This is a genomic window from Plantactinospora siamensis, assembly GCF_042434095.1.
In the GTDB taxonomy this organism is placed as follows: Bacteria; Actinomycetota; Actinomycetes; order Mycobacteriales; family Micromonosporaceae; genus KBS50.
In genome coordinates this window covers 326,705-339,958 of the sequence record NZ_JBHLUE010000002.1, presented here as the reverse complement: position 1 = coordinate 339,958, position 13,254 = coordinate 326,705, and the positions used below count along the sequence as shown (strand labels likewise).

Below are 13,254 nucleotides of genomic sequence, written 5' to 3'. Positions count from 1 at the left end.
TCAATCGGATGCGGCGTTCGTCACCCGGCCGCAGGCGGCGGGGCAGCGTTGGTCACCCGGCCGCGGGGGCCGGGCGGCGTTGGTCACCCGGCCGCAGGCGGCCGGACCAGGCCCACCTGGTACGCGTACACCACGGCCTGAACCCGGTCGCGCAGGCCGAGCTTCGTGAGGATGGCCGACAGGTGGGTCTTCACGGTCGCCTGGCTCACGTACAACCGCTGGGCGATCTCGGCGTTGGACAGCGCCTCCGCCACCAGCCTGAGCACCTCGACCTCGCGCGGGGTGAGCCCGGTCAGCTCCCGGGGCGACTCGGCCGGCCCCGGCAGCCGGTCGGCGAACCGGTCCAGCAGCCGGCGGGTCACCGTGGGCGCCAGCAACGCCTCGCCGCGGGCCACCGTCCGGATCGCCTCGACCAGCGCGGCCGGCCGGGTGTCCTTGAGCAGGAAGCCGCTGGCGCCCGCGCGCAGCGCCGCGAAGACGTGCTCGTCCAGGTCGAAGGTGGTGAGCATGACGATCCGGGCCGGGTTGCCGGCCCGTACCAGCCGCCGGGTGGCCTCGATCCCGTCCAGCCGGGGCATCCGGACGTCCATCAGCACCACGTCCGGCCGGAACCGCTCGGCCAGGGCCACCGCCTCCAGGCCGTCCGCCGCCGAGCCGACCACGGTGAGGTCGTCCCGCGCGTCGACGATCATCTCCAGTCCGGCGCGTACCAGATCCTGGTCGTCGGCGAGCAGCACCTTTGTGGTCACCGCTGCCCCACCGGAAGGTGCGCGCGGACCCGGAAGCCGCCGCCGGGCAGCGGCCCGGCGTCCAGGGTGCCGCCCAGCGACCGGGCCCGCTCGCGCATTCCCACCAGTCCGTGCCCGCCGCCGGCGCCGGGCCAGCCGATCACCGAGCCGTCGTCCACCACCTCGAGATCCAACCCCGAGTCGAGGTAGCTGACCCGGACGTCCGCCTGCGTCGCCCGCCCGTGCCGCAGGGTGTTGGTCAGCGACTCCTGCACGATCCGGTACGCGGACAGCTCGATCCCGCCGGGCAGCGGGCCCCGGTCGGCGCCGGAGCGGGTCAGCCGGATCTGCAGCCCGGCGGCCCGTACGGTGTCGGCGAGGGCGTCGAGCTGATCCAGGCCGGGCTGCGGCGGGGCGGCCACGCCGTCCCGGTCCGGGGCGAGCGTGTTGAGCATGGCGCGCAGCTCGGCCAGGGCCGAGCTGGCCGCGGTCTGGATGGTGCCGAGCGCGGCCCGGGCCCGCTCCGGGCGCAGCTCGAAGACGTCCTCGGCCGCACCGGCCTGGACGGCGATCAGGGAAACGTGGTGGGCCACCACGTCGTGCAGCTCCCGGGCGATCCGTTCCCGTTCCTCGGTGACGATCCGCTCCCGCTCGGCGGCACGGCGCTGGAACCGGCTCCGCTGCAACTCGCCCAGCGTCCAGGCAAGGGCCAGGCCGACCACGGCGAGCAGCAGGTCGCGCCACCCACCGGTGACGAGCTTCCACGGTACGGGCAGCACGAGCAGGGCGAGCGCGACCAGCGACACCCGCGGTGGCCGCACCCGGGCCAGGTAGCTGAGCGGCGCCGCCACCAGGCCGAGCCAGCCCAGCTGCGGGCCCATCGCCTCCAGCCCGACGCCCGCCAGCGCGGCCACCGCGAGCGCGTAACCGGGGCGGTGGCGGATCCACAGCAGGGTGCTGGCCTGCACGGCGGCCAGACCGTACCCGAGGGCGGGGGCGGCGGCGGCCAGGTGGGACGGGTGCGGCGGCGCCACGGCGAGCAGCGCGGCGAGCACCCCGAAGACCAGGGCCGCGTAGCTGCCGTCGATCAGCCGGAGCGCCGATCGGCGTGGACGGTCGGTCGAACACGGGGCGGGCGGGGAGGACACACCCGGATGGTAGGCGGGCTTCACCGGCCGGCTCATCGGCCGCGCGACGGAGATGCGGCCGGGCTCTCAGCCCGGGGGCGGAGATCCGAACCGCTCGCGCCGCCGATCCGGAGGGCAGGCCCGAAACCTAGCGTTGTCGATGTCGGACCGGGCCGGTCCGGCGGCTCACCGGGGTCGGTCCGGCGGCTGAACGGGGGGCCGGACCGGCGCCCGACATCCCACCATCGAAAGGGGTCGCATCATGTCCACCCTCTCCACCACCGCCCGCACCGCCGCGACCTGGCGTACCCGGCTGCTGGCGGTCGGCGTCGCCGCGGCCGCCACCCTGGTGGTCTGGGCCGTCACCGCCCCGTTCGTCGAGCTGCGGGTCCGCAGCGGCGGGTCCACCCAGTCGGTCGGCGCGATCGCGGTGGTACTCACCGCCGTGCTGGCCGGCCTGGCCGGTTGGGCGCTGCTGGCCGGGCTGGAGCGGTTCACCCGGCGTCCCCGGGCGAGCTGGACCGGCGTGGCCGTCGCGGTTGCGGCGCTGTCCCTGGCCGGACCGCTGGGCTCCGGCGTGGGCGGCTCGGCGAAGCTGGCGCTGGCGGCCCTGCACCTGGTCGCGGCCGCCGTCCTCATCCCCCTGCTGCGCCGCACAACCCCCCGCTGACCGGGGCGGACGGCCCGGCGCGGGCGGGAGCGTCAGGCCGACTCCATCGCGGCGCCCACCCCCTTGGCCAGCTTGGACAGGTGCTGATCGGCCAGCACGTGGCCGGCGGTGATCACCAGGGCCATCGGCCACTCGATCACCTGGAGCAGGGCCAGCGCCCCGATCCCGGCGTAGTAGGCCATCTTGTCCGGCGGCGGCACGGCCACCTTGCCGAACACCGGCAGCTCGACCTCCCGGCTGTAGCTCCGGACGGCATCTGCCGAGGCGGGTCGATCCATCAGTGCGGTCATCGTTCCTCCCCAGGACCTGACGACGTCCGCCGTATTCCACCCCGCGCCCGGTCCATGCCGGCCGGCCGGTGGGCAATTCCGACAACTTGACCACGCATGAGCGGCCGAGTGTCGGGAATGCCCCGCCTTCTGCGCGGTTCACTCGGGAGGCGGTATGGCGGACCTATGACGGCACGCGGCCTCATTCCCGGGCGGCTGTCCGTACCGTCCCGACTGCCGGCCCTGCTCGCCGGGCTGCCCCGGGAGGCGCTCGTCGGGGCGTCCCGCGGCGCCGCCAGCACGGCGTCCCGGCTGGCGCACGCGGCGGGCGTCAACGGCCGGGGCGTGTGGTCCCGCCCGGGCCGCCATCACATCGAGGTGCACGGCGTGTCGGCGCCGGGCGGGGAGCGCCTGGCCCGGCAGGTGGAGGCGGCCCTGGAAGCCCTGCCGGGGGTGGTCTGGGCCCGGGTCAACGGGCCGTCCGGGCGGGTGGTGGTCGCGGTGCGGCCGCCGGAGCCGCGGATGCGCGACCTGCTCGCCACGATCGCCCGGGTGGAGCGCCGGGACGGGCTGGTGCCGGAGACCGACTGCGCGCCGCCACACCCGCCCGAGGAGGGCCCGCGGACCCGCCGGGCGCTGTCCACCATCGCGGCCGACGCCTTCGGCCTGGGCCTCGCGGCGGCCACCCGGGTGCTGCCGTTCACCCCGCTGCCGGGTGAGCTGGCGGGCCTGATCAACGCGATCGACCTGCATCCGCGGCTGCACGAGGTGGCCGGCCGGGCGACCGGCCGGCCGGACCGGGCGAATTCGGTGTTCCCGCTGGTGGAGGCGCTCGCCCAGGGCCTCGCGGGAGGCTGGGCGGGCACCGCCCTGGACGTCGCGCAGCGCGCCCTGCAGTGGAGCGAGGCCCGCGCCCAGCTGTCCGCCTGGAACCGGGCGGAGCCGGGACTGGCCGGCTCGCCCGAGCTGGTGGCCGCGCCGCCGTGCCCCGCCGACCGGCCTCGCTCCAAGCCGGACGGCCCCGTCGAGCGGTACGCCGGCCGCATCCTCGCGGCCAGCGGCGCGGCCACGGCCGTCACGTTCCCGCTGCTCGGGCGCAAGCGGGCGGCCGCGCTGGGCCTGTCCGCGCTGCCCAAGGCCGGCTCGTCCGGCCGGGAGGGCTACGCCGCGTACCTCGGCCGCAAGCTCGCCCAGCGCGGCGTGATCGCCATGGACCGCGGCGTCCTGCGGGAGCTGGACCGGATCGACACGCTGCTGCTGGACGAGGAGGTGCTGCGGTCCCCGCGCGGCACCCTCACCGACCTCGTGCCGCTGCCCGGCGCGGACGCCGACGTGGCGGCCGACCGCACGTTCGAGCTGTTCGACGCGGCCGCCTTCGAGCAGGTACGCGACGCGGACGGCTGGCGGCTCGGGCCCCTTCCGCACCTCGACGTGCGGGGCCGCACGGGGGTCCGGGAGGCGCGCCGGCTCGGCGCCGACGGCGCTACCGTGCTCGGGCTGGCCCAGCGGCAGCGGCTGACCGCGGTCGTGCGGGTCGAGCCGGAAGCGGCGCCGGGCGCCGAGGACCTCCCGCTGGCTGCCCGGCGGGCCGGAATGCGCGTGCTGTACGCCGGCGACGCCCACCGGGCCGCCGAGGATCACGTACCGGGTGGGGACCGGCTGCTGGAGTCGGTCCGCCGGCTCCAGGCGGACGGCGCCATGGTGATGCTGGTGTCCCGGAACGGCCGGGCGCTGGGCGCGGCCGACTGCGGGCTGGGGGTGTGGGGGCCGGAGGAAAGGCCGCCGTGGGGCGCGCACCTGCTGGTCGGCACGGACCTGCGGCTGGCCGTGCAGGTGGTGGACGCGGCCGCGCTGGCCCGGCAGGTGGCCCGGCAGAGCATCGTGCTGAGCGGCGCCGGTACCGGGGTCGGCGCGCTTGCGGCGCTCACCGCCGCCCCCCGGAGGCTGCCGGCGCTCACCCTGGACTCGGTCAACATCGCCGCCGGGGTGTCGCTGGCCAACGGGGTGTGGCGGGCCCGCCAGCTGCCCGAAGCGCCGGCCCAGCGGCTCCGCCCGGCGGTGCCCTGGCACCTCATGCCGGTCCGGACCGTGCTGAGCCAGCTCGAGACCGGCCCCGAGGGGCTGAGCACGGCCGAGGCGCAGCGCCGGGCCCGGCCGGCCGACGGGGACCAATCGGGTCCGCTGGGGCTGCGTCGGGCCTTCGTCGAGGAGCTGTCCAATCCGCTCACCCCGGTGCTGGCCGGTGGGGCGGCGCTGTCGGCGGCGGTCGGCTCACCGGTCGACGCCGGCCTGGTGGGCGGGGTGATCAGCCTGTCCGCCCTGGTCGGCGCGCTGCAGCGGGTCCGCACCGAGCGTTCCCTGGCGGAGCTGCTCTCCCGGTCCGCGGTCACCGCCACGGTACGGCGGGACGGAACGGACCGGGTGCTGCCGGCCGGCGAGCTGGTGCCCGGCGACGTGGTGCTGGTGGGGCCCGGCGACGCGGTGCCGGCCGACTGCCGGGTCGTCGAGGCCGAGGGGCTGGAGGCGGACGAGTCGTCGCTGACCGGCGAGTCGCTGCCGGTGGCCAAGACCGACCGGCCCACCATCGCGGCCGCGGTGGCCGACCGGCATTCGATGCTCTACGAGGGCACCACGATCGCCGCCGGGCGGGGCCGGGCCGTGGTGGTGGCCACCGGCTCGGACACCGAGGTGGGCCGCGGGATGGCGCTGGCCCGCGCGGGGGCGCCGAGCGGGGGCGTGGAGCAGCGGCTCGGCGGCCTCACCAAGACCGCCATCCCGCTGGCCGCCGGCGCGGCCATCTCGGTGGGCGGGGCCGGCCTGCTGCACGGCGTACCGCTGGCGGAGTCGGCGGCCACGGCCGCCAACCTGGCCGTGGCCTCGGTGCCGGAGGGCCTGCCGTTTCTGGTAGGCGCCGCGCAGCTGGCCGCGGCCCGCCGGCTGGCCGAGCACGGCGCGCTGGTCCGCAACCCGCGCACCATCGAGGCGCTGGGCCGGGTCGACGTGCTCTGCTTCGACAAGACCGGCACCCTCACCGAGGGTCGGTTGCGGCTCGCCGGGGTCGGCGACGGCAGCCGGTACGCGCCGACCGGCGAGCTGGACGACGAGCTGCGGGCGGTCCTCGCGGCCGCGCTCCGGGCCACCCCCTCGGCGGGGTCGATCGAGGAGCTGTCCCAGCACACCGACCGGGCGGTGGTGGCGGGCGCCCGGGATGCCGGGTTGCGGCCGGACAGCGCCTGCCCGGGCTGGAACCCGACCGGGTCGCTGCCGTTCGAGCCGTCCCGCGGCTACCACGCCACGGTCGGCGAGTGGGCCGACGGCTTCCTGCTCACCGTGAAAGGCGCGCCCGAGCGGATCCTGCCGCGCTGCCGCCGCCGACGGCTTGGCGGGCAGACCGAGCGGCTGGAAGAGGTGGACCACCGGGCTCTTGAGCGGGCGCTGGACCGGCTGGCCGGGGCCGGCCACCGGATCCTGGCGGTGGCCGAACGGCCCGTACCCGGCGGGCACGTCGACGACGACGCCGTCAACGGGCTCACCTTCCTGGGCTTCCTGGCCATCTCCGACGGCGTACGGGCCAGCGCCGCGCCCGCGGTCCGGCGAATCCGCGCCGCGGGCGTACACACGATCATGATCACTGGTGACCATCCGGCCACCGCCGAGGCCATCGCGGCGATCATCGGCGAGGGCGGCGACCCGCAACGGGTCAGCACGGCCGCCGAGCTGGACGGCCTGGCCGACGAGGCGCTCGCCGACCGGCTCATGCGGATCGACGTGGTGGCCCGGTGCACCCCGGCGCACAAGGTGCGGATCATCCAGGCGTTGCAGGGTCGCGGCCGCACGGTAGCGATGACCGGGGACGGCGCCAACGACGCGCCGGCGATCCGGCTGGCGGACGTGGGCATCGCGCTGGGCCAGCGCGGCACCCCAGCCGCCCGGGCCGCCGCCGACCTGGTCGTCACCGACGACCGGCTGGAGACGATCATCGCCACCCTCGTCGAGGGCCGGGCCATGTGGTCCTCGGTACGGCACGCGCTCAGCATCCTGGTCGGCGGCAACCTCGGGGAGATCGCCTTCAGCGTGCTTTCGGCGGCCACCACCGGCCGGTCCGCGCTGAACGGCCGGCAGTTGCTGCTGGTCAACCTGCTCACCGACCTGGCGCCGGCGATGGCCATCGCGGTACGCCCGCCGTCCGGCGACGGTGACCTGCTGGCCGAGGGGCCCGACACGTCCCTGGGCGGCACGCTGACCCGGGAGCTGGCCCTGCGCGCCGTGGCCACCACGCTGGGCGCCACCACCGGCTGGACGGTCGCGCGGTACACCGGCACCCGGCGCCGGGCCAGCACGGTGGCGCTGGCCTCGCTGGTGGGCAGCCAACTCGGTCAGACGGTTCTGGCCGGCGGGGCGAGCCCGCCCGTGCTGCTCGCCACGGCCGCCTCGGTGGCCACCCTCGCGGCCATCGTGCAGACGCCGGGGCTGAGCCAGTTCTTCGGCTGCACCCCGCTCGGCCCGGTCGGCTGGTCGATCGCCGCGGGCAGCGCCGTGGGCGCCACCCTGGCCAACGGCACCCTGGTACGCCGGATCGGCAGCCTCGGCCCGGCCCAGGGCGACCCGGAGGACGGCGACCCGCCGCAGCCCGACTCGACGCCTCCGGAGTGACCGGCCGGTACGACTACGCTGGACGGCATGTCCGCGCAGGCCGGCGCCGCCGATCCGTACCCCGTCCGCAGCCGGCGGTGGCTCGGCCCGGTGTCCCGGGTGATGGGCGAGCCCGGCGGGTCTTGGCGGTCGGTGTTCTTCGACCTGATGGTCGCCGCCATGGTGGCGCTGTTCGCGCTGCTGTCGTTGGGCATCACCCAGGCGTCCAGCCTGAAGCTCATCGGCTTCGCGATGGCGCTGGCCGTGCTGCCGCGCCGGCGCTTCCCGCTCTCGGTGATGGTGGTGGTGAGCGCCCTGGCCCTGCTCCAGGTGCTGCTCTTCTCGCCCAACCACGATCCGATGCCGTTCGACGTGGCCGTGCTGATCGCCATGTATTCGGTGGTCAAGTACGCCGTGCCCCGCTGGCACGCCTTCGTGGCCGCGGTGCCGACGGCGATCGGCATCGTGATCGAGGTGGTCCGGCACGTGCGCACCACCAATCAGGTGATCTACACGTCGCTGTTCCTCACGGCGGTCTGTGCCGGGGTCTGGCTGATGGGCTATACGGTCCGGACCCGCCGGCTGTTCATGGCGAGCCTGCAGGAGCGGGCGCTGACGGCCGAGCGGGAGCGGGACCAGCGGGCCCTGCTCGCTGTCGTGGATGAGCGGGCGGCCATCGCCCGGGAGCTGCACGACGTGGTGGCGCACAGCCTGTCGGTGATGATCGTCCAGGCCGACGGCGCGAGCTTCGCGTTGGCCCGTGACCCGGAGCTGGCCGGCACCGCCATCCGGCAGGTGGCCGCCACCGGCCGGGAGGCGCTGGAGGACATGCGCCGGCTGGTCGGCGTGCTGCGCGGGAGCGGCACGGTCGACGGCCCGGACGACGGCCCGCCGATTTCCCCTGCCGGTGGGGTCGGGACCGGCGGAGCGGCGGACGGCGGCTCGGCCGCGTCGGCGGCCGCAACGGCACTGGACGGCGGCTCGGCCGGAGCGGGGACCGCGGCGGCGGACGGCGGCTCGGCGCACGGCGGCTCGGCGCACGGCGGCTCGGCGGACGAGCCGGTCCGGCGCCGGGTGGGGTTGGTCGAGCTGCCCGCGCTGCTGGACCGGGCCCGCTCGGCCGGCCTGCGGGTCGATGTCGAGCCGGTGCCGGCCAAACTGCCGGACCTGCCGGCCGGGCTGGAGCTGACGCTGTACCGCCTCGTGCAGGAGGGGCTCACCAACGTGCTCCGGCATGCCGGACCGGGAGCGCGGGTGACCCTGCGGCTGGGGTACACCGGCGGCGGGGTCAGCATGGAGTTGATCGACGACGGGGGCGGCCGGGTCGCGGCCGCGCCGGGCCGATCGGGCGGGCACGGCCTGGTCGGCATGCGCGAGCGGGTCGCCGTACACGGTGGCTCCTGCGAAGCGGGCCCGGTGCTCGGCGGTGGTTGGCGGGTCTCGGCGATCCTGCCAAGCCCGGGCCGCTCGGCGTCGGACCGCCCAGGCCCGGACCGCTCAGGCCCGGACCGCCAAGGCCCGGACCGCGTCGCGCGGGACGGTGGCGCGCCGGAGCAGGCGGCGGAGGCGGACGGTACGGCGCGGGTGGAGGCGGGCCGGTGAACATCCGGGTGGTGATCGTGGACGACCAGCCGCTGGTCCGGGCCGGCTTCCGGATGGTGCTGGGCTCGCAGCCGGACATCGAGGTGGTCGGCGAGGCGGGCGACGGGGCCGAGGCGCTGCGGCTGCTCGCCCGTACCCCCGCCGACGTGGTGGTGATGGACATCCGGATGCCGGTGCTCGACGGCGTGGAGGCGACCCGCCGGCTCTGCGCGACCGGCCCGGACGCCCCCAAGGTGCTGGTGCTCACGACGTTCGACACGGATGCCGACGCGTTCGCGGCGTTGCAGGCCGGGGCGAGCGGGTTCCTGCTCAAGAACGTGCCGCCGGAGGAGCTGCTGAGTGCCATCAAGGTGGTGGCGGCCGGCGAGTCGGTGGTGGCGCCCCGGATCACCCGGCGGCTGCTCGACCGGTTCGCCGACCAGCTCGTGCCGCCGACGGGGACCGTCGACGACCAGGGGCTGGCCGCCCTCACCGAGCGGGAGCGCGAGGTGCTGCTGCTGGTCGGCCAGGGCCTGTCGAACGCCGAGATCGGGCAGCGCCTCTTCGTGGCCGAGACAACCGTGAAGACCCACGTCGGCCGGATCCTCACCAAGCTCGACCTCCGCGACCGGGTCCAGATCGTGGTCCTCGCCTACGAACGCGGCCTCATCCGCCCGGCGCCCAGCCCCTAATCTCCCCCTCTCCCCATGCACACGTTGATCTGGAGTTAGCGGGCGTTTGTAGATCAAAAACACCGCTAACTCCAGATCAACGGACCGAAGGGGCGGATGGGAGGGCTGGGGGTCAGACCTCGGCCATGGCGGAGACCACGGAGGCGCGGGCGGCGCGGCGGGCGGGCAGGACCGCGGCCAGCACGGCCGCCACCACGGCCACCCCGAGGAAGGCGGCCAGCTCGCCGAGCGGCACGGTGATGATCGGCCGGATCCCGGAGAACATCACCCGCGAGGTGAGCAGCCCGTACGTGACCCCGAAGCCGATGCCGACGATCGCGCCGACCGCGCCCATCAGCAACGCCTCGACCAGCAACGTCAGCCGGAGCTGGAACCGGGTCAGGCCCAGCGCCCGGACCACCGCCGACTCCCGGGTGCGTTCCAGCACCGACAGCGACAGCGTGTTCATGATGCCGATCAGCGCGATGATGATGGCCACCCCGAGCAGCGCGGCGATCACCGTGATCAGCTGGTCGACGGCCGTGGTGATCTGCCCCCGCCAGTCGGCCAGGCTCAGCACGCTGGTCAGCGGGAAGTCGTTGGTCACCGCCTCCACCGCGCTCCGCGAGTCCACCGGCGACACGCCGTGAGCGGCCCTGATCAGCACGCTGTCGTCCTGACTGACCTTCGGATACAGCGCCGCGAAGTCCGTCCAGCGCAGCATCACGTCCCCCGTCTGGGAGGTGCCACCCGCCAGTCCGGCCACCGTGAACGTCTGCTTGCGCCCGCCGGCCCCGGTCACCGTCACCCGGTCCCCGACGTGGTGGCCGATGTTCGGGGACGCGCCGCTGAACAGCACCACGGAACCCGGTCCCGGCGCCGACCCGGCGGTCAGCTGCGATGGGAGCAGCGTCGAGAGTCCCGAGTCGTCGAAGGTGCCCACGTCCAGGCGGGCGCCGTTCAGCTGGCCCGGCTCGGTGCGTACCTCGGTCACCAGCGACAACCGGTCCTGCTGGCGCAGCCGGGCGGCCACGTCCACCGGTACGCCGCCGCTCCGCTCGTCCACCGACCGGATCAGGTAGTCGATCGGGAAGTTGGCGTCCAACTGGTGCTCGGCGGTGTGCCGGACGGTGTTCACCGCCACGGTGGCCGCCGACATGAGCCCCACCCCGATCATCAGCGCGGCCGTGGTGGCGGCGGCCCGCCCCGGGTTGCGGCGGGCGTTGGCCGAGGCCAGCTTCACCGGCGTACCGAAGATCCGGCCCGGCAGCCAGCCCAGCGCGGCGGTCAGCGGCCCGACGAACAGCGGCGACACCACGAGGATGGCGAGGAAGTTCACCAGCCCGCCGGCCACCACCTGGATGGTGGCCACCTTCGGATCGCCGTGCCCGCGCGAGCCCAGCAGCGTCAGCGCGGTGCCGATCGCGGCGATCACGGCGGCCGCCACGATCAGCAGCACCCGCCGGCGGACCCCCGTGACGGCCGTGGCCGAGCTGCCGCGCAGGGCCGCCAGCGGCGCCACCCTGGTGGACCGGAACGCCGGCACCAGCGCGGCCGCCATGGTGACCAGCACGCCGAGCAGCACGGCCACCACCATCGGGGTGGCGGTCAGCACCAGGCTGTGCCGGGGCAGCTCCGCGCCGAGCGCGTTGGCCCCGGAAAACAGACCGTACGCAGCGAGCAGCCCGAGGCCGAGGCCGAACGCCGCGCCCAGCAGGCCGACCACCGCCGCCTCCAGCAACACCGAGCCGAACACCTGCCGGCGGCCGGCGCCCACGCAGCGCAGCAGAGCCAGCTCGCGGACGCGCTGGGCGATCAGGATGTTGAAGGTGTTGTAGATGACGAAGGCGGCCACCACGCAGGCGATGCCGGCGAAGACCAGCAGCACGGTGAGGAACGCCCCGAACTGGTTGGTGGCGTCGTCGGCCAGCGCGTACCGGTAGTCGGCGCCGGTCTGCACCCGGGCGTGCTGGGCCGCCGGCAGCGCGGCCGCCACCCGGCGCGCCAACTCGGCCTGCGACACGCCACCGCCGCCGACGGCCACCACCTGCTGCACCCCGCCGGCGCCGGTGAGCGCCGCGATCCCGTCCGGCGGCAGCACGACCACGGCCTGCCCGGCGTACCGCTTGGCCGAACCGAAGTCGACCGTGCCGACCAGGGTGAGCTGGTGCCGTGCCTGCCGCCGGTCGAGCACCGTGATCTGGTCACCGATCCGGTAACCGGTCCGGGTGGCGGTCTCGGCGTCCAGCGCCGCCTCGCCGGGCGCGGTCGGCACCCGGCCGGCCGCCACGTCGTACGGGCGCAGCCGTGGCTCGCTGCCGGCCGAGATGGTGACGCCGGGGCTGCCGTCGTTGCCGACCAGCCTGCCGCGCCGGTCCAGCAGCGGCAGGTACCGCTCGATCCGGCCGTCGGCGGCGGTGACACCCGGTACGGACCGGACGGCGTCGACCGTGCCGGCGGGCAGCTCGGCCGGCTGGTCGGACTTGCTGTCGGGCGGCCGCACCGACACGTCGACGTTGCTGGCCTCCCGGGCGAACTTGTCGTAGCTGGCGGCCTTCATGGTGTCGCCGAAGATGAGGGTGCCGGCCACGAAGCCGACGCCGAGCACCACGGCGAGCGCGGTGGCGACCAGGCGCAGTTTGCGGGCCAGCAGCCCGCGAAGCGTCGTGCGCAGCATCATGCCCCCAGCCGGCGGAGCGCGTCGAGGACGGTGTCGGTGGTCGGCTCGGTCAGCTCGCCGGCCAGCCGGCCGTCGGAGAGCAGCACCACCCGGTCGGCGTACGAGGCGGCCACCGGGTCGTGGGTGACCATCACGATGGTCTGGCCGAGGTCGCGAACGCTGCGCCGGAGGAAGCCGAGGACCTCGGCCGAGGAGTGCGAGTCGAGGTTGCCGGTGGGCTCGTCCGCGAAGATCACCTCGGGCCGGGCCAGCAGCGCCCGGGCGCAGGCGACCCGCTGCTGCTGCCCGCCGGACAGCTGCGCGGGCCGGTGGGCGAGCCGGTCGGCCAGCCCGAGCACGCCGACGATCTGGTCGTGCCAGGCGGGGTCCGGCCGGCGCCCGGCCAACTCCATGGGCAGCCGGATGTTTTCCGCGGCGGTGAGCGTGGGCAGCAGGTTGAACGCCTGGAAGATGAAGCCGATCCGGTCCCGGCGCAGCCTCGTGAGCGCCGAGTCGCGCAGCCGGGTCAGCTCCTCGTCGCCCAGCCGGATGCTGCCGCGGCTGGCGGTGTCCAGGCCAGCCGCGCAGTGCATCAGCGTCGACTTGCCGGAGCCGGACGGTCCCATGATGGCGGTGAAGTGGCCCCGGGCGAAGTCCACACTCACCCGGTCCAGCGCGGTCACGGCGGTGTCGCCGCTGCCGTACACCTTGGTCAGTTCGTTGATCGACACCGCGGCGCGGGTCGCGACGGTCAGGTTCGCGGTCATGCCATGACGCTATTTTCGGCGGCCGGTCCGGGACGTCGGCCTGCGGTGCCCGGCCCGCGTACTCCTGAAGTAGGACGACCCCGATGGATCACCTACCCGCGCCGGATCTCCGGCTCAGGGTCGGCCGGGTCAAGACCGGCCGGGTCAGGG

9 protein-coding genes are annotated in these 13,254 nt (G+C 75.5%); 4 read left to right on the top strand and 5 right to left on the bottom strand.

Annotated elements, in window-relative coordinates; genetic code table 11:
- Nucleotides 1-83: 83 nt before the first annotated feature.
- Complete coding sequence (locus ACFFHU_RS03105) at nucleotides 84-749, bottom strand: response regulator (protein ID WP_377335423.1); 666 nt, start codon at nucleotides 747-749, stop codon at nucleotides 84-86.
- Nucleotides 746-1,876: a sensor histidine kinase gene (locus tag ACFFHU_RS03100; RefSeq protein ID WP_377335421.1), complete on the bottom strand. Its 1,131-nt coding sequence runs from the start codon at nucleotides 1,874-1,876 to the stop codon at nucleotides 746-748. Before ACFFHU_RS03100 ends, ACFFHU_RS03105 begins: the two co-directional genes overlap by 4 nt.
- 241 nt (nucleotides 1,877-2,117) lie before the next feature.
- On the opposite strand from ACFFHU_RS03100, the gene ACFFHU_RS03095 reads away from it, so the two are divergent.
- A complete protein-coding gene (locus ACFFHU_RS03095; protein ID WP_377335418.1) occupies nucleotides 2,118-2,525 on the top strand; it encodes a DUF6069 family protein in 408 nt (135 codons plus the stop codon).
- Between the two features lie 32 nt (nucleotides 2,526-2,557).
- On the opposite strand, the gene ACFFHU_RS03090 is transcribed toward ACFFHU_RS03095, so the two are convergent.
- Nucleotides 2,558-2,815 (bottom strand): hypothetical protein, encoded by a 258-nt coding sequence (locus tag ACFFHU_RS03090; protein WP_377335416.1) that lies wholly within the window; start codon nucleotides 2,813-2,815, stop codon nucleotides 2,558-2,560.
- A gap of 165 nt (nucleotides 2,816-2,980) precedes the next feature.
- On the opposite strand from ACFFHU_RS03090, the gene ACFFHU_RS03085 reads away from it, so the two are divergent.
- The 3 genes from ACFFHU_RS03085 to ACFFHU_RS03075 are packed head-to-tail and all read left to right on the top strand — an operon-like array spanning nucleotide 2,981 to nucleotide 9,699.
- Nucleotides 2,981-7,447: a cation-translocating P-type ATPase gene (locus ACFFHU_RS03085; RefSeq protein ID WP_377335414.1), complete on the top strand. Its 4,467-nt coding sequence runs from the start codon at nucleotides 2,981-2,983 to the stop codon at nucleotides 7,445-7,447.
- Between the two features lie 27 nt (nucleotides 7,448-7,474).
- A complete protein-coding gene (locus ACFFHU_RS03080; RefSeq protein WP_377335412.1) occupies nucleotides 7,475-9,028 on the top strand; it encodes a sensor histidine kinase in 1,554 nt (517 codons plus the stop codon).
- Complete coding sequence (locus ACFFHU_RS03075; RefSeq protein WP_377335410.1) at nucleotides 9,025-9,699, top strand: response regulator; 675 nt, start codon at nucleotides 9,025-9,027, stop codon at nucleotides 9,697-9,699. The genes ACFFHU_RS03080 and ACFFHU_RS03075 overlap by 4 nt, the downstream gene beginning before the upstream one ends.
- Nucleotides 9,700-9,811: 112 nt before the next feature.
- Here ACFFHU_RS03075 and ACFFHU_RS03070 read toward each other — a convergent pair whose 3' ends face one another.
- On the bottom strand, nucleotides 9,812-12,358 hold the full coding sequence (locus ACFFHU_RS03070; RefSeq protein ID WP_377335408.1) for an ABC transporter permease: 2,547 nt from the start codon (nucleotides 12,356-12,358) through the stop codon (nucleotides 9,812-9,814).
- Nucleotides 12,355-13,104, bottom strand: a complete 750-nt coding sequence (locus ACFFHU_RS03065; RefSeq protein WP_377335406.1) for an ABC transporter ATP-binding protein — start codon at nucleotides 13,102-13,104, stop codon at nucleotides 12,355-12,357. Before ACFFHU_RS03065 ends, ACFFHU_RS03070 begins: the two co-directional genes overlap by 4 nt.
- Between the last annotated feature and the right edge of the window lie 150 nt (nucleotides 13,105-13,254).

Coding starts and splice junctions, on each gene's coding strand:
- ACFFHU_RS03065 (WP_377335406.1), bottom strand. CDS start 13,104: ATGACCGCGAACCTGACCGTCGCGACCCGCGCCGCGGTGTCGATCAAC.
- ACFFHU_RS03095 (WP_377335418.1), top strand. CDS start 2,118: ATGTCCACCCTCTCCACCACCGCCCGCACCGCCGCGACCTGGCGTACC.
- ACFFHU_RS03090 (WP_377335416.1), bottom strand. CDS start 2,815: ATGACCGCACTGATGGATCGACCCGCCTCGGCAGATGCCGTCCGGAGC.
- ACFFHU_RS03080 (WP_377335412.1), top strand. CDS start 7,475: ATGTCCGCGCAGGCCGGCGCCGCCGATCCGTACCCCGTCCGCAGCCGG.
- ACFFHU_RS03070 (WP_377335408.1), bottom strand. CDS start 12,358: ATGATGCTGCGCACGACGCTTCGCGGGCTGCTGGCCCGCAAACTGCGC.
- ACFFHU_RS03085 (WP_377335414.1), top strand. CDS start 2,981: ATGACGGCACGCGGCCTCATTCCCGGGCGGCTGTCCGTACCGTCCCGA.